The 20,598-nt window shown below is 62.6% G+C and carries 18 protein-coding genes; 12 read left to right on the top strand and 6 right to left on the bottom strand.

All coding sequences use genetic code 11. From position 1 onward, the window contains the following. Positions 1-145: 145 nt before the first annotated feature. Positions 146-1,174: an IS5 family transposase gene (locus ACN9MZ_RS12545; RefSeq protein WP_426338225.1), complete on the bottom strand. Its 1,029-nt coding sequence runs from the start codon at positions 1,172-1,174 to the stop codon at positions 146-148. 507 nt (positions 1,175-1,681) lie between these two features. Here ACN9MZ_RS12545 and ACN9MZ_RS12540 point away from each other — a divergent pair. From ACN9MZ_RS12540 to ACN9MZ_RS12530, 3 genes are all read left to right on the top strand, one after another. Then, on the top strand, positions 1,682-3,340 hold the full coding sequence (locus tag ACN9MZ_RS12540; RefSeq protein WP_426342438.1) for a DEAD/DEAH box helicase: 1,659 nt from the start codon (positions 1,682-1,684) through the stop codon (positions 3,338-3,340). A 103-nt stretch (positions 3,341-3,443) separates the two neighbouring features. Continuing rightward, positions 3,444-4,343, top strand: a complete 900-nt coding sequence (locus ACN9MZ_RS12535; RefSeq protein WP_426342437.1) for a L,D-transpeptidase family protein — start codon at positions 3,444-3,446, stop codon at positions 4,341-4,343. Positions 4,344-4,353: 10 nt separating this feature from the next. Continuing rightward, positions 4,354-5,121 carry a M23 family metallopeptidase gene (locus tag ACN9MZ_RS12530; RefSeq protein ID WP_426342436.1) on the top strand — a complete coding sequence of 256 codons (768 nt, stop codon included), beginning with the start codon at positions 4,354-4,356 and terminating at the stop codon, positions 5,119-5,121. 2 nt (positions 5,122-5,123) lie between these two features. On the opposite strand, the gene ACN9MZ_RS12525 is transcribed toward ACN9MZ_RS12530, so the two are convergent. Beyond that, complete coding sequence (locus ACN9MZ_RS12525; RefSeq protein WP_426342435.1) at positions 5,124-5,660, bottom strand: DUF882 domain-containing protein; 537 nt, start codon at positions 5,658-5,660, stop codon at positions 5,124-5,126. A gap of 99 nt (positions 5,661-5,759) precedes the next feature. On the opposite strand from ACN9MZ_RS12525, the gene ACN9MZ_RS12520 reads away from it, so the two are divergent. From ACN9MZ_RS12520 to ACN9MZ_RS12500, 5 genes are all read left to right on the top strand, one after another. Further along, complete coding sequence (locus ACN9MZ_RS12520; protein WP_426342434.1) at positions 5,760-6,185, top strand: MarR family winged helix-turn-helix transcriptional regulator; 426 nt, start codon at positions 5,760-5,762, stop codon at positions 6,183-6,185. Further along, positions 6,185-7,450, top strand: a complete 1,266-nt coding sequence (locus tag ACN9MZ_RS12515) for an MFS transporter (protein WP_426342433.1) — start codon at positions 6,185-6,187, stop codon at positions 7,448-7,450. Before ACN9MZ_RS12520 ends, ACN9MZ_RS12515 begins: the two co-directional genes overlap by 1 nt. 10 nt (positions 7,451-7,460) lie before the next feature. Beyond that, positions 7,461-8,423 (top strand): LysR family transcriptional regulator, encoded by a 963-nt coding sequence (locus ACN9MZ_RS12510; protein WP_426342432.1) that lies wholly within the window; start codon positions 7,461-7,463, stop codon positions 8,421-8,423. Positions 8,424-8,613: 190 nt separating this feature from the next. Next, a complete protein-coding gene (locus ACN9MZ_RS12505) occupies positions 8,614-9,897 on the top strand; it encodes a Glu/Leu/Phe/Val family dehydrogenase (protein ID WP_426342431.1) in 1,284 nt (427 codons plus the stop codon). Between the two features lie 107 nt (positions 9,898-10,004). After that, positions 10,005-11,237, top strand: coding sequence for a malic enzyme-like NAD(P)-binding protein (locus ACN9MZ_RS12500; protein WP_426342430.1), 1,233 nt, complete (start codon positions 10,005-10,007; stop codon positions 11,235-11,237). Between the two features lie 48 nt (positions 11,238-11,285). Here ACN9MZ_RS12500 and ACN9MZ_RS12495 read toward each other — a convergent pair whose 3' ends face one another. Then, on the bottom strand, positions 11,286-13,112 hold the full coding sequence (locus ACN9MZ_RS12495; protein WP_426342429.1) for a DUF885 domain-containing protein: 1,827 nt from the start codon (positions 13,110-13,112) through the stop codon (positions 11,286-11,288). A 76-nt stretch (positions 13,113-13,188) separates the two neighbouring features. Between ACN9MZ_RS12495 and ACN9MZ_RS12490 the strand changes: the two genes are divergently transcribed. Then, positions 13,189-15,255 (top strand): prolyl oligopeptidase family serine peptidase, encoded by a 2,067-nt coding sequence (locus ACN9MZ_RS12490; RefSeq protein WP_426342428.1) that lies wholly within the window; start codon positions 13,189-13,191, stop codon positions 15,253-15,255. 29 nt (positions 15,256-15,284) lie between these two features. Here ACN9MZ_RS12490 and senA read toward each other — a convergent pair whose 3' ends face one another. Next, complete coding sequence (senA, locus tag ACN9MZ_RS12485) at positions 15,285-16,487, bottom strand: selenoneine synthase SenA (protein WP_426342427.1); 1,203 nt, start codon at positions 16,485-16,487, stop codon at positions 15,285-15,287. Between the two features lie 36 nt (positions 16,488-16,523). Between senA and senB the strand changes: the two genes are divergently transcribed. From senB to ACN9MZ_RS12470, 3 genes are all read left to right on the top strand, one after another. Continuing rightward, the gene (gene senB / locus ACN9MZ_RS12480) at positions 16,524-17,495 is read left to right on the top strand and encodes a selenoneine biosynthesis selenosugar synthase SenB (protein ID WP_426342426.1); all 972 of its coding nucleotides are present in this window, start codon (positions 16,524-16,526) and stop codon (positions 17,493-17,495) included. Positions 17,496-17,506: 11 nt separating this feature from the next. Continuing rightward, entirely contained in the window at positions 17,507-18,556 is a 1,050-nt protein-coding gene (selD, locus tag ACN9MZ_RS12475; RefSeq protein WP_426342425.1) for a selenide, water dikinase SelD, read from the top strand. Positions 18,557-18,768: 212 nt separating this feature from the next. Then, positions 18,769-19,437, top strand: a complete 669-nt coding sequence (locus ACN9MZ_RS12470) for a PilZ domain-containing protein (RefSeq protein ID WP_426342424.1) — start codon at positions 18,769-18,771, stop codon at positions 19,435-19,437. Here ACN9MZ_RS12470 and ACN9MZ_RS12465 read toward each other — a convergent pair. Both ACN9MZ_RS12465 and ACN9MZ_RS12460 read right to left on the bottom strand, forming a co-directional pair. Beyond that, positions 19,415-20,053 (bottom strand): hypothetical protein, encoded by a 639-nt coding sequence (locus tag ACN9MZ_RS12465; protein ID WP_426342423.1) that lies wholly within the window; start codon positions 20,051-20,053, stop codon positions 19,415-19,417. The two genes, ACN9MZ_RS12470 and ACN9MZ_RS12465, sit on opposite strands and share 23 nt — an antisense overlap. 30 nt (positions 20,054-20,083) lie before the next feature. After that, positions 20,084-20,533 (bottom strand): Lrp/AsnC family transcriptional regulator, encoded by a 450-nt coding sequence (locus tag ACN9MZ_RS12460; protein WP_426342422.1) that lies wholly within the window; start codon positions 20,531-20,533, stop codon positions 20,084-20,086. Positions 20,534-20,598: the final 65 nt, after the last annotated feature.

The following is a 20,598-nucleotide window of genomic DNA, read 5'->3' as shown; positions in this document are numbered from 1 at the left end:
GGGAACCTCGATTTACTGGCAGTTTGAGCGGTGACACCGAAAAAATAGCTGCCTACAAAGCGGCCGCGCCATGATCGCCGCCATTTTCATGGCCATTTTTCTGTCCGAATCCGCCTTTTGGGACGGTTCAGACGGACCTCGGGCGTCAAAACGCCGAAATCTTCGCCTCCTTCAGGTAACAAAGGCGACGCAGGTTGTACGCGGCGGCCTTCCAGTTCAGTTGCAGCGTGGCGCGTGCCAGACCGATCGAGCGCAGCATCTTGCCGCCCAGCTGCGCCATGCCGGCAAAGACATGCTCGACGCGGGCGCGCGGGCTGGCGATGCGCCGGTTGCGGCGCTGCTGAGCCTCGGACAGCGGTTTGTCCTTGTTGCCTTTGCGCTGGATGTGCATGCGGTAGCCCTCACCGGTAAGCCGCTCTTCGCGCTTGTGATTGACGTAGCCTTTGTCGGCATAGATATCCCGGCTGGTATTGGCCGGATCGAGCACGTCTTCAAAATGCAGCGTGTCGTGCTCGCTGGCGGTGCTGATCTTGATTTTTCGGATCAGCTTGCAACGCTTGTCCACGTTCGCCGACAGCTTGTAGCCGAAATAGGATTTGCCGTGCTTTTTGGTCCAGCGCGCATCCAGGTCTTTCTGACGTCGCTTCGGCGGCGACCAGTCGGCTGGCATGGCGTTCTGGTCCACGACGAGGGATTTTTCTTCCTTGTTCAGCGATTGTTTCGGCGCCTGGACGATGGAGGCGTCAATCATCTGGCCGCCTCGGGCGATGTAGCCATGCCGGGCCAGTTGCCGGTTGACGGCGTCGAACACGCTTTCGCTGGCGCCGGCCTTGATCAGGCGCTCTTTGAAAGTCCAGATCGTGGTGCGATCGGGGATCTGGCTGGAGTCGCGCAGGCCGGCGAAGCGCTGGAAACTGAGCCGGTCAAGCAACTGGAATTCCATCTGCTCGTCCGAGAGGTTGAACAGGTGCTGGATCAACAGAATCCGCACCATCACCTCGGTAGGAAACGGTGGTCGTCCGCCGCGCTCGCGGCCGGGCCGTGGCGCTGCTTCATCGACTGCGTCGGCCAGCGCCGCGAAGTCGACATGCCGCTCCAGTACTTGCAGCGCGTCGCCCAGCTTCGTCAGCTTGGCTTCGCGCTCCTGAGCGGCAAACAGGTTGGGTTTCATCATGGCAGTGTCGTCAAGTTTGATGCGCTGACATCATGCCATGGCTGAGGTAGTTTTTCGAGGTACCCGATAGTCGAGACGCGCGTTCGCAGCCTGAAGTGGTGACCGCAGTTTGCCGCTGCCCTCGTGCACCTTGTTACGTCGACGGAACACGCATGCGTAAGTTCCGCCTGCCCGTACTCACGGGAGCGCTGCCGAACGATGCAATATTGCTCTGCCGCAAAGACAAACAGAAAGCTTCCGCGCGGCTGGGATTCCATGTATAATTCACCGCTTGTGCGCTGCAACACATCAACGCAGCTGAAAATAAAAACACAAATAGCAGCTTCGCGAAACTATCTGCCGCATCCTCAAAAACTGGGATGCCGCCTAAAAAGCCCTCCGCCCTGTGTGTCGTAGTCCAATGACACCGTCCCGGCGCAAAGCTTTTGTGCCGAAATTTCTATACAAATAGAGTCGTTTCGTTCTGGTTTAGCGTAGCTATTTTTTCGCTTTTTACGAAAGATTTACATGACTTTTGAAGCACTTGGTCTCCACACGTCCATCCTGTCCGCACTGACCGAAGCCGGCTACACCGCGCCGACCGCGGTTCAACAGCAAGCCATCCCTGCGGCAATTGAAGGCAAGGACCTGCTGGTTTCCTCGCAAACTGGCTCCGGCAAGACCGCGGCCTTTATGCTGCCATCGCTGCACCGCCTGGCCAGCGCGCCTTACGCCAGCACTTCTGGCAAGACGTCCGCGCAAGAAGCCCAGTCGGCGCGTGCACGCGGCGAGCGTCCGCGCTTCCGCCCTGCCCAGCCGAAGATGCTGGTGCTGACCCCGACTCGTGAACTTGCCCTGCAAGTCACCACCAACACCACCAAGTACTGCTCCAACCTGCGCCACATCAAATCCGTGGCAATCCTGGGTGGCATGCCTTACCCGAAACAGATGCAGCTGCTGTCGCGCAATCCGGAAATCCTGGTCGCGACCCCTGGCCGCCTGATCGACCATATGGAACAGGGCAAGATCGACTTCTCGCAACTGCAAGTACTGGTGCTGGACGAAGCCGACCGCATGCTGGACATGGGCTTCATCGAAGACATCGAGAAGATCGTGGCCGCCACCCCTGATTCGCGCCAGACCATGCTGTTCTCGGCAACCCTGGACGGCGTGGTGGGCAATATGGCCCGCCGCATCACCAAGGATCCATTGGTCATCCAGATCAACACCGCCACCACCAAGCACGAAAACATCATGCAGCGCGTTCACTTCGTGGACGACCTGTCGCACAAGAACCGCCTGCTGGACCACCTGCTGCGCGACGAAACCATGGACCAGGCAGTGGTCTTCACCGCCACCAAGCGTGACGCCGACACCATCGCCGATCGCCTGAACATCGCCGGCTTCTCCGCCGCTGCGCTGCACGGCGACATGCACCAGGGCGCGCGCAACCGCACCCTGGACGGCCTGCGCCGCGGTAACGTGAAAGTGCTGGTCGCAACCGACGTGGCCGCACGCGGCATCGACGTGCCGAACATCACCCACGTGTTCAACTACGACCTGCCTAAGTTCCCTGAAGATTACGTGCACCGCATTGGTCGTACTGGCCGTGCTGGCCGTAACGGTATCGCAGTATCGCTGGTGAACCACGCGGAGAACATGCTGGTGCGCCGCATTGAGCGCCTGACCCGCCAGCCGATCCCGGTCGAAGTGATCGAGGGCTTCGAGCCTAAGCGTGCAGCGCCTTCGCGCACCGCCTCCCGCCCAGGCTGGAAACCAGGCGATGGCCGCAACGCCAAGCCAGGCCAGCGTTCCTTCTCCAAGCCTCGCTCGGAAGGCGGCCACTATCGCAGCGATAGCGCCCCATTTGCCGGCAATCGCAATGAGGGCGGCTTCCGTGCCGAAGGCGGTTTCCGCAGCGAGCGCCCGGAGGGTGGCTTCCGCAACCGCAACGAGGGCGGCTTCCGCTCTGAGCGCCCTGCCGAAGGCGGCTTCCGCAACCGCGCTGACGGTGGCGGCTTCCGTGCCGAAGGTGGTTTCCGCGCTGAGCGCCCAGAAGGGGGCGTCCGTAAAGAAGGCGCTTTCCGCGAGCGCGGCGAAAGCAACTTCCGCAACCGCGACCGCGATGCGGGCGGCTTCAAGGGCCCGCGCACCGATGCACCGCGCCGCCCATGGGGCGATCGCTAATCTTTAGCGCATCACAAAAAAGGCCGCTGGGGTAACCCGGCGGCCTTTTTGCTTTGTACGTTACCGAACGGATCAGCGGAGGAATCGGCGCGACACTGCGCCCATGAGAACGACTTTGATTGCCTTGTTGTTAGCCAGCACGGGCGCGCACGCAGCCCCGGAGTCGCCCTCCCCAATCGTGCGCGCCCAGGTGCTGCTGGACCGGGCCAATTTTTCCGCCGGCGAGATCGACGGCACCGCCGGCGGTAATACACGGCAAGCGCTGCTTGGCTTCCAGCGCTCGCGGGGCCTGCCCCAAACAGGCAAGGCAGATGACGCAACGCTGGCCGCGCTCGACGACGGCCAGCCGGTACTGGTGACTTACACCGTGACCGATGGCGACGCTGCAGGCCCGTTTGCGCCGGTGCCGGAGGAAATGGCCGACAAGGCGAAACTGCCGGCGTTAGCTTACTCAAGTGCAGCCGAAGCGCTGGGAGAGCGCTTCCATGTCAGCCCCGCCTTCCTGCGCAAGCTCAACCCCGGCACGGATATCGAACAGGCGGGCGCACAAATCATGGTGCCGAACGTCGGCGCCGCGCCCGCCCTGCCAAAAGCGGCCAGCATCGTGGTGGACGGCAGCGATCACACGCTATCCCTGCTCGACGCGGGCGGCAAAGTAATCGCCCAGATGCCTGTCACCTCCGGCAGCGAGCATGACCCGCTCCCCGTCGGGCACTGGAAGATAAATGGGGTGGCGCGCAATCCGCCCTTCCACTACAACCCGAAATTGTTCTGGGATGCGAAGCCCGGCGATAGCAAGGCTACCATCCAGCCCGGCCCGAACAACCCGGTCGGCGTCGTGTGGATCGACCTGTCGAAAGATCATTACGGCATCCACGGCACGCCGGAACCGGGCAAAATCGGCAAGACCCAGTCACACGGCTGCATCCGGCTCGCCAACTGGGACGCCGCGCGCGTCGCCGATGCCGTGGGACCAGGGACGCCAGTCGTGCTACAACAATAAGGAGGTTGCCATGAGACCCATTGGCGCATTCGGCACCCTGATTGTCGGCATGGTCCTCGGTGCCGGCGGCACGCTGCTATTGCTTAGCCGCGTACCGCTTGATAATCGCGAAACTGCGGCCATGACGATTCCGGGCGACCGGCCCGCATCCGTGCCGTCAACGGTGCCGGCCACATCGCCCGCTATTGAACCTGCTGCGGTTCCGGCGCCGGCGCTGACGCCGGCCCAGGCAGCCCCAATCGATCCACCGCTTGTTGCCAGTGCTCCCGGCAAGGCGGGCGATTCGCTGGCCGGCATGCGTCCGGCCGAGGCCAGCGGTTCTGGCGGCCTGGTGGCCAGCGGCGGCGGCAGCTCGCTGTTGATTCCCGTGGCCGGCGTGAAGTTCGCGCAGATCCAGGACACCTACAGCCAGCCACGCGGTTCCGAGCGCATGCATGAAGCACTCGACATCCTCGCTCCGCTCGGCACGCCGGTCTATGCGGTGGCCGATGGCAAGATCGCCAAGCTGTTCACCAGCAAGCCTGGCGGCCTGACGATTTACCAGTTCGACCCAAGCGAAAAATACTCTTATTACTATGCCCATCTGGACCACTACGCCACTGCGCTGAAAGAGGGCCAGCAAGTCAAGCGTGGCGATTTGATCGGCTACGTGGGCACCACCGGCAATGCCGATCCCTCGGCGCCGCACCTGCATTTCGCCATGTTTGAATTGGGTCCGGAAAAGAACTGGTGGCAGGGCAAGCCAGTCAATCCTTACCCACTGCTTGGGCGCCAGTGACATCACCAGTGGCGCACGCGTCCCGTGTCCATGTGCACGAACTGTGACGTCGGATAATAGCCGACGCCACCTCCCTTTAGCTCCAGCGCGGCCTTGTGCAGACGCTCCAGGTCGCGTCCGGGAATGCGCACGTCGATTGCCTTCCCTTCCATGTGCATGCTGTGTTTTGCCACGCCGCCGCTGGACTCGGCCAGCATCTGGTTGGTTTCAGGCGACCGGTAGCCGGATATCACGTGGATCACTTCATGGTTGCTGAACTGCGAGCTGACGCGGTTAAGCAGCAAGATCAGCTCCGGATCGATAGTTGCAACCTTTTCGTTGCGGTGATCGCGCAGCAGGTGGTTGATGTCCTGTAGCGCCTCGGGAATGAACTGCCCTTCGGCCCAGAACATGGTGCGCAGGGTTTCGCCGGTATGCGTGTTGTAGAAACGCAGGCTGCGCTCATGCGGCGCCGCGATGGCGGCCCGCGCCATCGCCGGCAGCGCCAGGGCCGAGGCCACGGCGACGGAACTCTTGAGGAATGACCGGCGGTTGTTCATGGCTATAGTTTACCGCTGAAGCCGGTCCGCATGTTTTTATGGCGCGCGGCAAGAAGTTTCGATATACTTGATCGCTCAAACACTTTTCAATGAACAATCATGGATAACGCACTCGAATTCTGCCTGCGCCTCGCACGCGCCCACGCCACCATTATTCGCCGCCTGGACACCGTGCTGGGCGGTCACCATGGCTTGAGTTTCAGCGACTTCATGCTGCTGCAGAGCTTGGCCAATGCGCCCGGCGGCCGCCTGCGGCGCGTCGACCTGGCAGACCGCCTGGGCCTGACCGCGTCCGGCGTCACCCGTACCCTGCTGCCGCTGGAGAAGACCGGCTGGGTAGCGCGCCAGGCCGACGAACGCGATGCGCGCGTCGGTTATGCCGTCATCACCGCGCCTGGTCACGCATTGCTGGATAACGCCCAGCGCACCGCCAACGAATATGCGGCTGACTTGCTGCGCCATTCAAACGACGAAGAGCTGGCACCGCTGAACGCCGTTCTCGCCAACCTGATCGGACCCCAATAATGAACCCGGAACCCAGCCTGAAAACCAATGCCAATTTCCGCTGGTTGCTCAGCGGCGGCATCCTGTCCATGCTTGGCGACCAATTCACCTTGATCGCCCTGCCCTGGCTCGTGCTGAAACTGACCGGCGACCCGCTGTCGCTTGGCCTGGTGCTAGCGCTGTTGGGTGCACCGCGCGCCATCTTCATCCTGATCGGCGGCGCCGTGGTAGACCGCTATTCGCCCAAGCGGGTACTCATGCTGACCAAGCATGCCAGCGCACTGCTGGTGGGCGCCCTGGCAATGCTCACCCTGGCCAACGCCGCCACGCTGCCGCTGGTGTACGCGCTATCGCTCGGCATCGGCCTGGCCCAGGCGTTTGCCTATCCTTCCGGCAGTTCGATCATGCCACGCACGATTCCGCCGCAATTGCTGCAAGCCGCCAACGGCGCCACCATGGGCGTGCGCCAGGTCGGCATGCTGGCGGGCCCCTTGCTCGCCGCGCTGCTGCTGGCCGTTGGCGAATCGGGCGATTCAACTGGCGGCATGCGGGCGCTCGGCCTGGCCTTTGCGTTCGACTGTCTGAGTTTCGTGGTCTCCGCGTGGACCTTGTCGCGCGTGGTTCCCCTGCCTGACACCGGCGCCGCCCGGCCGGTGCCGCAGAATGTCCTGCACGCGGTCGGCGAAGGCCTGCTGGCAGTGTGGCGCGACGTCGAGATGCGCACCTGCTTCGCTTACTGGGGGCTGGTCTCGGTACTGATCGGCGGCACCATGCAGGTAGCCTTGCCCGTGCTGGCGAAGGAACGCCTGCACGACGGCGCTGCCTTCGGCATGCTGATGGCGGCCCATGGCGCCGGCATGCTGGCGGGCATGGCGTTCTCCGGCATGACAGCGAAGCTCAATGCCGGCAGGCCCGTACGCATTGGCCTGCTCGCCTTGTCGGTCGATGCCATGGCCGGCCTGCTGATCATGCCGCTTGGCCTGATCACCACGGCCTGGCAAGGCGGCTTGCTGCTATTATCGCTCGGTGCACTGGTCGGCCTGGTGCAGGTGGCCGTGTTCACCTGGATTCAAAAGCGCGTACAGCCGCAGATGATGGGACGTGTCATGAGCATCTTCATGTTCATCCTGTTTGGCCTGGCGCCGCTGTCGTCGGCAGCCACCGGTTGGATCATGCAAAGCGCCACCTTGCCGCAAATGTTCTTTGGCGGTGGCGTGATACTGGTCGTTTGCGCTACGCTTGCGCTGCTGTTCACGCCAATGCGCCGCATCGCAACCGCTGCTTAGGATCTTGTACATGGAAACAAAATGGCTGGAAGACTTTATCTCCCTGGTTGAAACGAATAGCTTCAGCCGCTCCGCCCAACTGCGCCACGTCACGCAGCCTGCGTTCTCGCGGCGCATCCAGTCGCTGGAAAACTGGCTGGGCATGGACCTGATCGACCGCACCTCCTACCCGACGCGCGTGACGCCGGCAGGGCTGGTGTTCTACGAGCAGGCGCTTGAAATGCTCAGCCAGATCAACGGCGTGCGCGAACTGTTGCGGGGCAAGCGGGCGGCGACGCAGAACAGCATCGACCTCGCCGTGCCGCACACGCTGTCGCTGACCTTCATCCCGAAATGGATCGCGCAGCTCGAGGAGGAATTCGCGCCGATCAATTCGCGCCTGATGGCGCTGAACGTTCACGATGCGGTATTGCAGCTGGTGGAAGGCGGCTGCGACCTGCTGCTTTGCTACCACCACCCGCGCCAGCCGGTGCAGCTTGATCCGGGGCGCTATGACATGCTGGTGCTTGGGCGCGAGGCTTTGCGCGCCTATGCACGTTGCGACAAGGCCAGGCAGCCGGAGTTCGTGCTGCCGGGGCGGAAGACGTCGCCCCTGCCCTTCCTTTCCTACACCACCAATGCCTACCTGGGACGCATGGTTGACCTGATCATGTCCGATGCCAAGCAGACGTTGCACCTTGAGACGCACTACGAGACCGATATGGCGGAAGGGTTGAAGATGATGGCATTGGAGGGGCGCGGGATCGCGTTCCTGCCCGAATCGGCGGTGACGCGGGAAGTGAAGCAGAAGCTGCTGGCGCCTGCCGGCGACGGGCGCGCGGAGTTTGAGATCGAGATGGAAATCCGCCTGTACCGCGAGCGGCCAAGTTCGGCGCGGCCTGGGAAGGCTGTGGTGGCGCGGCTTTGGGAGCATTTGGCGGAAAGACAAAAGCCGGCTTCGGCCAAGCGGCGCGTGCCAGCTTCCGATCGTTAAAACCGGCAACCCGGTGTCCGACCCTGCGGGTCAGACACTGGGGTAGCGGTTTGTAGTTTGACTCCACCCTGATACCAAAAAGACAGGTTATGCAAATTTTGCATAACCGGATGCGCACTCGGCATTGGCCTCGGCAATTGCACAGGAATAAGATTCGCCGCGTTACCGAACAACCTGAGCGAGTCACACAATGACCAACCATGCCTTGCCGTCTTACCTCAACGCTGAAGATCTCGGTCCTTGGGGCCAGTACCTGAAACAAATTGATCGCGTCACCCCTCACCTGGGCGGCCTGTCCCGCTGGGTTGAAACCCTGAAGCGCCCTAAGCGCATCCTCGTTGTCGACGTTCCGATCGAACGTGACGACGGCTCGATCGCCCACTACGAAGGCTATCGCGTTCAACACAATATGTCTCGCGGCCCTGGCAAGGGTGGCGTGCGCTTCCACCAGGATGTCACCCTGTCGGAAGTGATGGCCCTTTCGGCATGGATGACGGTGAAAAACGCCGCCGTCAACGTGCCATACGGTGGCGCAAAAGGTGGTATCCGTGTCGATCCAAAGACCCTGTCCAAAGGTGAACTGCAGCGCCTGACCCGCCGCTACACCAGCGAGATCAGCCTGATCATCGGCCCCACCAAGGATATCCCTGCACCAGACGTCAACACCAACGAACAGGTGATGGCATGGATGATGGACTCCTACGCCATGATCGAAGGTAACCTGTCGACCGGCGTCGTCACCGGCAAGCCAATCTCGATGGGCGGCTCGCTGGGCCGTCGCGAAGCGACCGGCCGCGGCGTGTTCGTGACCGGCCGTGAAGCGGCTGCAAAGCGCGGCGTGGCAATCCAGGGCGCACGCATTGCAATCCAGGGCTTCGGCAACGTGGGCGGCATCGCTGCCAACATGTTCGCGGAAGCTGGCTCCAAGATCATCGCCGTGCAGGATCACACCGGCACCGTGGTGCATCAGGGCGGCCTGGACGTAGCACAGCTGCACAAGCACGTAGCCGAAACCGGCGGCGTGGCAGGCTTCCCGGGCGCAGAAGCGACCCAGGACCGCGATTCCTTCTGGGGCATCGAGTCCGACATCCTGGTACCGGCAGCGCTGGAACAGCAGATCACCGCCAAGAACGCAGGCCAGATCCGCACCAAGATCATCCTGGAAGGCGCCAACGGCCCAACCACCCCTGAAGCGGACGACATCCTGAACGACAAAGACATCCTGATCGTTCCGGACGTGCTGTGTAACGCCGGCGGCGTCACCGTGTCCTACTTCGAATGGGTGCAGGACTTCTCCTCCTTCTTCTGGAGCGAGGAAGAAATCAATGCACGCCTGACCCGCATCATGCAGGACGCGTTCAACTCCGTGTGGGAAGTCTCGCAAGAGAAGAAGGTATCGCTGCGCACCGCAACCTTCATCCTGGCATGCACCCGCGTGCTGGCTGCCCGCGAAGTACGTGGCCTGTATCCATAATCAAATACTGAGCCGGGCGCCCGCGTAGCGCCCTGCAAAGCACGCCCGCTACAGGCTAAACTGGCCTGTAGCGGGCGTTTTTCGCAGAACTAAAGGAGAAGCACAGAATGAGCAGTCTTGAACAAAAGGCACTGGAATACCACAAAGCCGGCACGCCCGGCAAAGTGGCCATTGCAGTGACCAAGAGCGTTGGCAGCCAGGACGACCTGGCCCTGGCCTACTCGCCGGGCGTAGCGGCGCCTTGCGTGGAAATCGCACGCGATCCGGCACTGGCCTACGAATACACGGCCAAGGGCAACCTGGTGGCAGTCATCACCAACGGCACCGCGGTGCTGGGCCTGGGCAATATCGGCGCACTGGCCGGCAAGCCGGTCATGGAAGGCAAGTCCATCCTGTTCAAGAAATTCGCAGGCATCGATTCCTTTGACATCGAACTGGACGAAACCGATCCGGACAAGCTGGTTGACATCATCGCCGCCATGCACCCCACTTTCGGCGGCATCAACCTGGAAGACATCAAGGCGCCGGAATGCTTCTACATTGAACGCAAGCTGCGCGAACGCCTGAGCATTCCCGTGTTCCACGACGACCAGCACGGCACTGCCATCGTGGTCGGCGCAGGCATGCTGAACGCCGTTGAAATGACCGGCCGCGACATCGCCGACGTGAAAATCGTCTGCTCCGGCGCCGGCGCAGCGGCCATCGCCTGCCTGGAACTGCTGGTGGACATCGGCGCCCGCCGCGAGAACATCTTCGTGTGCGACTCGAAGGGCGTGCTGACCAAGGCCCGCAACCTGACCGGCGAAAAAGCCGACTGGGCGCAGGAAACCACCGCCAGCACCCTGTCCGACGTGATGGAAGGCGCCGACGTATTCCTCGGCGTATCCGGTCCTGGCGTGCTGTCGCAATCCGACGTGCAGCGCATGAAGAAGCAGCCGATCGTGTTCACCCTGGCCAATCCAGAGCCTGAACTGCGCCCGGAACTGGTGCGCGAAGTGGCACCGGACGCGATCATCGCCACCGGCCGTTCGGACTACCCGAACCAGATCAACAACGCGTTGTGCTTCCCGTATTTGTTCCGCGCCGCGCTGGACACCGGCGCCACCACGATCAACCAGGAAATGAAGCGCGCCTGCGTGACTGCCCTGGCAGGCCTGGCGCACAGCGATGTCCGCTTCGGCAAAGACTACGTGGTCCCCGGCCTGCTGGACGACCGCCTGCTGCCAACCGTCACCCCGAAAATCGCGCAAGCGGCAATGCGCAGCGGGGTAGCGCGTAAAGAGCTGGACATGACCGCCTACTTCGAACGCCTCGAAGCGCTCGGCAAGCAACTCCTGTAATTAAAGTCGGGGTCAGGTCTGGCAATCCGCCAGACCTGACCCCGACTTTCATTTATGAAGAGCGATCCAGTCGTCCACCACGTGCTCCAGCACCGTCATCGGCAGGGCGCCGTGGCTCAGGACTTCGTGGTGGAATTGCTTGAGGTCGAACTTGTCGCCCAATTCGCTGCGCGCCTTTTCGCGCAAGCCGAGAATCGACAGCATGCCCACCTTGTAGGCCAGCGCCTGGCCCGGTGAAACGATGTAGCGTTCCACCTCCACCGTGGCCTCCTGTTCGGCCATGCCGGTGCTGTCCATCATGTACTCAATGGCTTCTTCGCGCGACCAGCGTTTGTAATGGAGGCCGGTGTCGACCACCAGCCGCGCGGCGCGCATCATGTCGTCACGCAGGCGGCCCAACTGGTCCAGCGGATCGGGCGTCAGGCCCATTTCGGACGCCAGCCGCTCGGCATACAGTCCCCAGCCTTCCTGGTATGCCGAAAAACTGATCACGCGGCGGAAGAACGGCACGCCTTTCATCTCCTGCGCCAGCGAGATCTGGAAATGGTGGCCCGGTATCACCTCATGGAACACCGTACTGCGCATGCCGAACTTTGGCGTGTCATTGAGCGAGCGCATATTCGCGTAGAACACGCCGGGCCGCGAGCCATCGATCGCACCGGGCATGTAATAGGCGCTTGGCGCCGTGGCGGCCGACTCGGCGGGGGCCGGACGCACCTCAACTGCAGCCTTGGGGCGCGCAAGGAAGGCATCGGCCAGCTTTTCGTCGGCTTCCTTCATGATGGCGCGATATTCGGACAGCATCTGCTTGCGCCCTTCCTCGGTGTCGGGATAGCGGTATTGCGGATCGCTCTGCAACCGCTCCATTCGTTCGCCCACACTGCCCTTTTCAAGCCCGATCTGGCGCAGCAGCCGGTCCATGATGCCGGTGATGCGGTCGACATCGGCAAGCCCCAGTTCATGCACGCGCTGCGGCGTCAGATTGGTCGAGGTGTGATAACGCACGCACCAGGCATAGTATTCGTCGCCATTTGGCAGCGACCAGGCGCCGTCGTTGGAGTGAACGCGGCTCTGAAGCTCGACAAAGTGGCGAACCAGTTCGGCATAGGCCGGATAGACGCTCTTCTGGATTGCGTCGGCCACTCCTTGCAGCAGTTCCGTGCGCACCTTCTCGCTCATGTCGGACATTGGGATCGCGTCAAGCTTGGCCTTGAAGCTGGTATACAGCATGTTCTCGCGTGCCGGTCGGCTGCCGAAGCCGTGCATCTGCAACAGTACTTTCTCGACCAGGAATTGTGGCGGCAGGATGCCGGCCGCTTCCTGCGCGCGCAGGCTTTCGATCAGTTGCTCGAATTTGCGCGGGAATTTTCGCAGGCGGGCGATATAGCTTTCGGCCTCGCCGCGATTGGAAACGCGGTGCACATCGTTCATGAATTCAGGCAGCGCGCTTTGCAGGCCATGCACCTGATTGACCGGGAACTCATGAAGCTGGAAGCGCTCGCCCTCCACCACTGTGCTCAGGTAATAATGCAGCGTATCGTAGGACAGTTGCGCCTCGCGCCCCAGCTCATTGCGGTCGTAGCGCTCCAGCATGGCCAGGTTGTCCTTCATGTCCTGGTAAAACTCATGCCGGCGCCGGGGCGATTCGTCATCCAGACGCGAGCTCGAAAAATCGAGCCAGGCTGGCAGCACGTGAAGCCGCGACATCATCTCCGGGCTTTTCAGCGCGGCCGCTGCAAAACCGCGCATGTAAAACCATTCGAGCTTGAGCGGTTTCGAATACCACGTTTGCGTCAACAGCACGGCGCCGGCGCATAAGGCAGCCGTCGTGCCGGTCAAGCCCCAGACCGCGATTTTCTTAGTATTGATCTCCATGCGCGAAATATTACAGTATCATGCCCGCTTGGCCAGCCACCCGCTGGCAGATTTGATAACAGACCGGAGATCCCGAATGACCTTACGCCTGCTGGTACTGGGCGCCGCCATCGCAGCGGCAACCAATGCCGTTGCCGCTCCGCGCGGCCTGACCATCGAAGACCTGGCGAGCATGGACCGTGTTGGCAGCCCTGTGCTGTCGCCGGATGCAAGCCGCGTGGTGTACACCGTCCGTGCCACCAATATGGAAAAGAACCGCGGCATCACGCAACTGTGGATGATCGACCTGAAGGCCGCCAAGCCGGCCCCGGTCCAACTGACCCAGAACGATGCCAGCAGCAGCCAGCCGCAATGGTCCACTTCCGGCGACGCGCTCTACTTCGTGAGTGGCCGTTCTGGCTCCGCGCAAGTGTGGCGCCTGCCGATGAACGCCGGCGGCGAAGCTGTGCGCGTCACCGATTACCCGCTGGGCGTGGAGAGCTTCCGCCTGTCGCCTAAAGGTGACCGCCTGGCCATGTCCTTCGAAGTGTTCCGCGATTGCGCCGACCTGGCCTGCACCAAAAAACGCTTGGACGACAAGTCCGGGAAGAAGGCCACCGGCATGCTGTACAGCGAAATGTTCGTGCGCCACTGGGATACCTGGGCCGACGGCCGCCGCAACGTGCTGTACTCGGCGCCAATCGACGCCAGCGGCAAGGCCGGCGCACCGGTCAGCCTGAGCGGCGCGCTGGACGGCGACGTCCACTCCAAGCCTTTCGGCGACAACGCCGACTACCAGTTCTCGCCGGACGGCCAGAAGGTCGTGTTCTCGGCGCGCGTAGCCGGCAAGGCTGAATCCTGGTCCACCAACTTCGACCTCTACGAAGTTCCTGCGGCCGGCGGCACTGCCCCGCGCAACCTGACTGCCGAAAACCCGGCATGGGACGCCAAGCCATCCTTCTCCCCGGACGGCAAGACCCTCGCGTACCTGATGATGAAGCGTCCAGGTTTTGAAGCCGACCGCTTCCATATGGTGCTGATGGATGTCGCCACCGGCAAGAAGCGCGTGCTGGCCCAGGAATGGGACCGTTCCATCGCCGACTACAAATGGCGCCCTGACGGCAAGGCCCTGCTGGCCAATGCCGACGATATCGGCAACCACCGCCTGTTCTCGCTGGACGTCGCCACGGGCAAGGTCACCGCGCTCACCGGCAAGGGCTACGCCGGCGAGTTCGACGTGCAGAAAGACACCGTGATTTCCGCGCAAGCCTCGCTGGGCGGCGGCGCACAACTGGTGAAGCTGAAGGCCGATGGCGCCGAGCAGAAAGGCACGCAGCTGACCTGGGCCAATGCCGAACGCCTGAAAGACGTGAGGATGGCGGAGTACGAACAGTTCTCCTTCAAGGGCGCAAACGGCGAGACCGTGTACGGTCACGTGATGAAGCCATGGAACTACGAGCCGGGCAAGAAATACCCCGTCGCCTTCCTGGTGCACGGCGGCCCGCAGGGCAGTTTCGGCAATAGCTGGAGCTACCGCTGGAATCCGCAGGTGTACGCCGGCGCAGGCTACGCCTCGGTGTTCATCGACTTCCACGGTTCGACCGGCTACGGCCAGGGCTTCACCGATTCGATCAGCGGCGACTGGGGCGGCAAGCCGCTGGAAGACCTGCAGAAGGGCCTGGCGGCTGCCGTGGCCAAGTACGACTTCCTGGACGGCCAGAACGCCTGCGCGCTGGGTGCTTCGTACGGCGGCTTTATGATGAACTGGATCGAAGGCAACTGGAGCGACGGCTTCAAGTGCATCGTCAACCACGACGGCGTGTTCGACCAGCGCGGCATGGCCTACTCCACCGAAGAACTGTGGTTCACCGAATGGGACAACGGCGGCACCTACTACGCCAACCCGAACGGCTACGAGAAGTTCAACCCGGTACACCACGTGGCCAAGTGGAAGACTCCGATGCTGGTGGTACAGGGCGACCTGGATTTCCGCATCCCGACCGCGCAGGCACTCGGCACCTTCACCGCCCTGCAGCGCCAGGGCATCGAGTCCAAGCTGCTGGTCTTCCCGGACGAGAATCACTGGGTCCTGAAGCCCGCCAACTCGATCCTGTGGCACCACACCGTGATCGGCTGGCTGGATGACCACCTGAAGAAGAAGTAAAAAACAATGCCGCCTCCGGGCGGCTTTTTTCATTCGAATGCGCAGGTGCGAAAGCCGTTGAAGATGTCGTCCCGTTCCGGCAGGTAGAAGTTGCGGAACTTGGCAGACCCAAGCCGGGATGGCGTGGCGAACGATGCGCCGCGCAGCACCTGGTGGGTACTGAACCACGGAGCCGAATACTCGCGGTAGCGGTCCGCCACAAAACCGGGATACGGTTCGAACGGCGATGCCGTCCATTCCCACAACTGGCCCCAGCGGAAAGCAGGATGGCCGTGCAAGGCCGCGTACTCCCATTCCATCTCGGTCGGCAGGCGGCGATTCGCCCAGGCGCAATAGGCCTGCGCTTCGTACAGGGACACGTGCCGCACAGGCTCGTGCGCGGCCAGCGTCGTGAGCCGGCCGAAACGCATCGTGCGCCACTGGCCGTTGTCGCGGCGCCAGTAGCGCGGCGCCGAACGCTCTTGCCGCAGCAGCCAGTCGGCGCCGGAATTGCTCCAGAACTCGCGTCGTTCGTAGCCGCCATCCTCAACGAAATCAGCATACTGGGCGTTGGTGACCAGCGTGGCATCCATCCGGAATGGCGCCACGTAGCAGGGATGCGCAAACTTTTCGTTGTCGAAGATGAAGCCGCCCGTATCCGGCGCGCTTCCCAGTTGCAGCGTGCCGCCTGGGAAAGCGATATCGCCGGGAGCGCCGGATACACGTTCGTCGTGGGTCAGGTGCGCCGGTGCCTGCAAGCCCAGTGTCTGCAAGGTATAGAGGAAGGCCTCGCCATGCATGTCTTCGTGGGCCAGCGCCAGCCGGTACGGGTACAGCGCTTCGTCCGTGTTCGGTTCGCGCGACAGCTTGTCCAGGACGCGATCCAGCACTTCGTGGCAGTAGGTCTTCACGCCGCCCGTGCTGGGCAGGTCAAGGCTCCAGCGGCTGCGGTGCGGCACCATATTGGAATCGAACCAGTCATCGCCCTTGCGCAGCAAGGACATGTACAGCGCATCGGCAGGATGACTGGAGATCGCCTCGCGCAAAACGAACCATTCGGCGAACCAGGCGGTATGGCCCAGCTCCCACAGCGGCGGATTGACGATGCGCATTTGCGGCACGCGCATCGATACATCCATGCCGGCGGCGGCAAAGCATTCGAAAAGGCTCAGCGTATAATGGCGCGCAGCCTGCAAGGCATCGGCAAGTTGCTGTGTTCGGGCGGTCCGGAACGAGGCATGGATGGCGTTCATGGGTCGATTGTAGCGATATTTGAGCGAATTACACCAGTGAGCAAGCAGACAATCTGCATCGTCAGCCCGGCGCTGGCACAGGCCAACAACGGCAACTGGCAAACGGCGCGCCGCTGGGCGCAATTCCTGCGTCCGCGCTACCAGGCCGACGTGGCTTTCGATTGGCCCGCCGAGGCCGCGCCGGACCTGCTGATCGCCCTGCATGCGCGCCGCTCGGCGGCGCCGCTGGCGCACTTTTGCGCAGCGCATCCCGAGCGTCCAACGGTCCTGGTATTGACCGGCACCGACCTGTATCGCGACATCCGCGGCGACGCCGACGCGCAAGCTTCGCTGCGGCGCGCCAGCGCGCTGGTCCTGCTGCAGCCAGCCGGTCTGGACGAGCTGCCGACGCACCTGCGCGCCAAGGCCCGCGTCATCTATCAATCCGCACCCTCGCTGCAGCCGGCCGCCCGCGCAGTGGCGCCGCACCACCACGACATCCTGATGGTCGGCCACCTGCGCGAGGAAAAAGACCCGCGCACGTTCATGTTGGCCGCCTCGCACGTCACCGCCCGCAGCGCGCGCCTGGTGCATATCGGCGGCGTGCTTGATCCCGCGCTGGGCGAGGCTGCCACCGCAGCCAACGCAGCCTGGCCGGGCCGCTACCATTGGCTTGGACCCCTGCCGCATGCCGAAACGCGCCAGCGGCTGAAAGCTGCCCACGCCATGGCCATCTGCTCGCGCATGGAGGGCGGCGCCAACGTCATCATCGAAGCTGTGACCAGCGGCGTTCCCGTGCTGGCCAGCGATATCAGCGGCAATCGCGGCATGCTGGGCGACGATTACCTCGGCTACTTCCCGCTGGGCGACGCGCAGGCGCTGGCGGCCCTGGTTGACAAAAGCATCGACGACGCCGGCTGGTACGCCAGGCTGCAAGAGCAATGCGCCCGCCGCGCCAGGCTTTTCACTCCCGAAGCCGAGCAGGCAGCCCTGCTCGACTTGGTGGATAATCTGCTCCATCCGAACTGAAAGACCCCATCATGAGCACTGAACCAATCAAACTCACCTCCTTTTCCCACGGCGGCGGCTGCGGGTGCAAGATTGCGCCCGGCGTGCTGTCCGAGATCCTGAAAAACACCAACGGATTCCCCGTGCCGAAGGAACTGCTGGTCGGCATCGAAACGGCCGACGACGCTGCCGTCTACAAACTGAATGACGAGCAGGCCCTGATCGCCACCACCGACTTCTTCATGCCGATCGTCGACGATCCGTTCGACTTTGGCCGCATCGCCGCTACCAACGCGATCTCCGACGTGTACGCCATGGGCGGCACTCCGATCATGGCGCTGGCCCTGGTCGGCATGCCTGTCAACAAACTGCCGATCGAGGTGATCGGCAAGATCATCAAGGGCGGCGAATCGATCTGCAACGAAGCCGGCATCCCGATTGCCGGCGGCCATACCATCGATTCGGTGGAGCCGATCTATGGCCTGGTGGTCCTGGGCCTGGTGCATCCATCCAAAGTGAAACGCAATGCGGATGCCAAGGCAGGCGACGTGCTGGTGCTGGGCAAGCCGTTGGGCGTGGGCGTGCTGTCCGCCGCGCTGAAAAAGGGCGTGCTGGGCGACGAAGGCTACCAGGCCATGATCGACAACACCACCAAGTTGAACAAGCCAGGCAAGGCCCTGTCCGAACTGCCTGGGGTGCATGCGTTGACCGACGTCACCGGCTTTGGCCTGCTTGGCCACCTGCTGGAACTGGCGCGAGGCGCCAAGCTGACCGCCAAACTGAATATGTCGCAAATACCGCTGCTGCCAGGGGTTGAGAAGCTGGCGCACGACGGTTTCTTCACCGGCGCTTCGGGCCGCAACTGGGATGCTTACGGCAAGGATGTGCTGCTGTCGCCGAACATCACCCAGCCGCAACACACCCTGCTGACCGACCCGCAGACTTCGGGCGGCCTGCTGGTGTCCTGCGATCCGGCGAGCGTCGACGAAGTACTGGCTCTGTTCCGCAACCACGGCTTCGAACACGCCGCCGTCATCGGCGAAATGGCCGCCGGCGAAGCGCGCGTGCAAGTCGCAGCTTGATGAAGCTTTGCATGACAGGATGGTCCAAAGCTCTTTTCAGGAATTCAAAAGAGGTTGCTATTTGGCAATTCGCATCCTATGATGGATTCATACCATCCTGACACACGTGCGCTATGCAGCTCCATGAGCACCATGCCATCCCGATTCGCAAGGGACCACCGCGGCCACAAGACGCGCTAGCCCCCTTTCTGGCTACGGCAAGCTCGTACGAAATGACGAGCGAGGACGATATCGGCGATGCCCTGACCCTCCTGGCCGCGAGCGGCGATGCGATCTCGATGTACGCGGCCGGCAGCCGTGACGTGGTGCTGGGGCGCATCCTGTCGGTCGATCCCGAATTGCCGCATTTCGTGATGGAGTTGAATGAAGGCGGCGTCCTCCAGCCAGGCAAGGTCACTTTTGTAAGCTGGCTGCGTACCGCCAAGCTGCAATTCCGCCTGTCCAGCCAGGAATGGAATCCGGTGCCCGGCAAGCCGCATCTGATTCCAATGACATTCCCGGAGACCTGTGCCGTGCTGGACCGGCGTGCCTCCGAGCGGGTGGAAACGCCGCTGGGCGCCAATTTCATGGCGTCGTTCGTCTTGAACAGCCACACATATGAGCTGCCGATCTACGACCTGTCGCTCGGCGGCATCGGCCTGCGATGCTCGAAGCTCGAGGCCAAAGGCTTGCTCAAGGGGCGCAAAATCCCCGAAGTCGTCCTGCAGCTGGGGGAGGACATCGAAATCGCCACCGAGCTGGAAGTCCGCTTCACGCGCGGCTTCCGCTCGTTCCTGCTGGGCGAACAGCTCCACATCGGCTGCATGTTCATCAACGTGGCAGCGCAGACGGCGGCGCAGTTGGCCGCGCAGCTGCCGCTTATTTCAGGAAGCGGAAAGTAGGTTCAATGTTCTTCGAGTGAAGGAAGGCGGCGATGTCTTCCAGCGTCGCATCCTTCAGCAGCAAGCCCTCGGCCGCCGCGCCGGCGCCGGATGCCTGCTGCGCCGCCCGAGGCGACACTCCTGCAGACTGGCGCAATTGTTCCAGCGCTTGTGCAAATAGCGCAGGCCCGATGCTTTCCAGCCCTTCAAGCAAGGCAAGCTGTCCTGCCTCCGACGGCTGCACGTCGAGGCCTTCATCATCGGCAAAGGATGCACCCATGCCGGGGTGAATGAAGGCCGCCCACTTTCCGCTAGCCTGGTTCAGGCATGGCGGAAGCGGCCCCGCCACCGTATCGGCGCCGGGACCAACCAGCCTGGCAAACTCCTGCGCTTGCGCCACCGTGATCGGCTCCTCCAGCGACAGCCATAGCCCAAATGCACCGTCGCCCGAAACGCTCACCGCAGGCGCCGGCAAGCCTGACTGCGCCTGCAAGGCATTCGCCACCGTGCACAGGCGCTCCCAGTGCCCCGTCTCGCCATCGCCGGCCTGCTTCCTGAACGCCAGGGAAATGGTGCGCGTGCCGCCTTCTGGCGGCGCGAGGTAAAGTCGGCTCAATTCTGCATTCAGCTTTTGCATCGGAATTCCGCAATCAAGACATCAGGGCCGCTATTCTGTCACAGACAGCGGTGCGCGAACGGGAGTCTGGTGCAGGATCACGCGGCTGTAGGTGTCCTGCACGCCTGCCCGGTCGCGCAAGGTGTCGATCAGGCGCAGCAACTGGGCCTGGTCTTTGCAGGCCACCCGCAGCAGGCCATCGTAATTCCCCGTCAGCAGCGCCACTTCCAGCACGCCGGGAATGGTTTTGACGATTTCCTCAAACTCGTGGGTATTGGTGCCCGACTTCAGCTTGACGTCGATATAGGCTTGCAGGTGCAGGCCGAGCGCCGCATGGTCGAGGCGAGCCTCGAATCCGAGGATGGCGCCGTCGGCCACCAAACGCCGCACGCGATCCGCCACCGTGTTCGCGCTGAGGCTTACACGCTCGCCCAGGTCCTTAAAACTTATCCTCGCATCATCGCGCAAAAGTCCGATTATTTCTCGATCAATCTTATCCATATCCGATTTATTCTCGCCAAGATCACCATTTTAGCAGCAGAAAGCGCGAAAACATCGCAAATTGC

Origin of the sequence: Pseudoduganella sp. S-14 (assembly GCF_049913285.1) — a bacterium.
In the GTDB taxonomy this organism is placed as follows: Bacteria; Pseudomonadota; Gammaproteobacteria; order Burkholderiales; family Burkholderiaceae_D; genus Rugamonas.
Note: the sequence above shows the minus strand (reverse complement) of the source record. Positions and strands in the feature narration are given on the sequence as shown.

Excerpts from the sequence above, each read along its gene's own strand:
- ACN9MZ_RS12545 (WP_426338225.1), bottom strand. The coding sequence starts at position 1,174 with ATGATGAAACCCAACCTGTTTGCCGCTCAGGAGCGCGAAGCCAAGCTG.
- ACN9MZ_RS12540 (WP_426342438.1), top strand. The coding sequence starts at position 1,682 with ATGACTTTTGAAGCACTTGGTCTCCACACGTCCATCCTGTCCGCACTG.
- ACN9MZ_RS12535 (WP_426342437.1), top strand. The coding sequence starts at position 3,444 with ATGAGAACGACTTTGATTGCCTTGTTGTTAGCCAGCACGGGCGCGCAC.
- ACN9MZ_RS12530 (WP_426342436.1), top strand. The coding sequence starts at position 4,354 with ATGAGACCCATTGGCGCATTCGGCACCCTGATTGTCGGCATGGTCCTC.
- ACN9MZ_RS12525 (WP_426342435.1), bottom strand. The coding sequence starts at position 5,660 with ATGAACAACCGCCGGTCATTCCTCAAGAGTTCCGTCGCCGTGGCCTCG.
- ACN9MZ_RS12520 (WP_426342434.1), top strand. The coding sequence starts at position 5,760 with ATGGATAACGCACTCGAATTCTGCCTGCGCCTCGCACGCGCCCACGCC.
- ACN9MZ_RS12515 (WP_426342433.1), top strand. The coding sequence starts at position 6,185 with ATGAACCCGGAACCCAGCCTGAAAACCAATGCCAATTTCCGCTGGTTG.
- ACN9MZ_RS12510 (WP_426342432.1), top strand. The coding sequence starts at position 7,461 with ATGGAAACAAAATGGCTGGAAGACTTTATCTCCCTGGTTGAAACGAAT.
- ACN9MZ_RS12505 (WP_426342431.1), top strand. The coding sequence starts at position 8,614 with ATGACCAACCATGCCTTGCCGTCTTACCTCAACGCTGAAGATCTCGGT.
- ACN9MZ_RS12500 (WP_426342430.1), top strand. The coding sequence starts at position 10,005 with ATGAGCAGTCTTGAACAAAAGGCACTGGAATACCACAAAGCCGGCACG.
- ACN9MZ_RS12495 (WP_426342429.1), bottom strand. The coding sequence starts at position 13,112 with ATGGAGATCAATACTAAGAAAATCGCGGTCTGGGGCTTGACCGGCACG.
- ACN9MZ_RS12490 (WP_426342428.1), top strand. The coding sequence starts at position 13,189 with ATGACCTTACGCCTGCTGGTACTGGGCGCCGCCATCGCAGCGGCAACC.
- senA (WP_426342427.1), bottom strand. The coding sequence starts at position 16,487 with ATGAACGCCATCCATGCCTCGTTCCGGACCGCCCGAACACAGCAACTT.
- selD (WP_426342425.1), top strand. The coding sequence starts at position 17,507 with ATGAGCACTGAACCAATCAAACTCACCTCCTTTTCCCACGGCGGCGGC.
- ACN9MZ_RS12470 (WP_426342424.1), top strand. The coding sequence starts at position 18,769 with ATGACGAGCGAGGACGATATCGGCGATGCCCTGACCCTCCTGGCCGCG.
- ACN9MZ_RS12465 (WP_426342423.1), bottom strand. The coding sequence starts at position 20,053 with ATGCAAAAGCTGAATGCAGAATTGAGCCGACTTTACCTCGCGCCGCCA.
- ACN9MZ_RS12460 (WP_426342422.1), bottom strand. The coding sequence starts at position 20,533 with ATGGATAAGATTGATCGAGAAATAATCGGACTTTTGCGCGATGATGCG.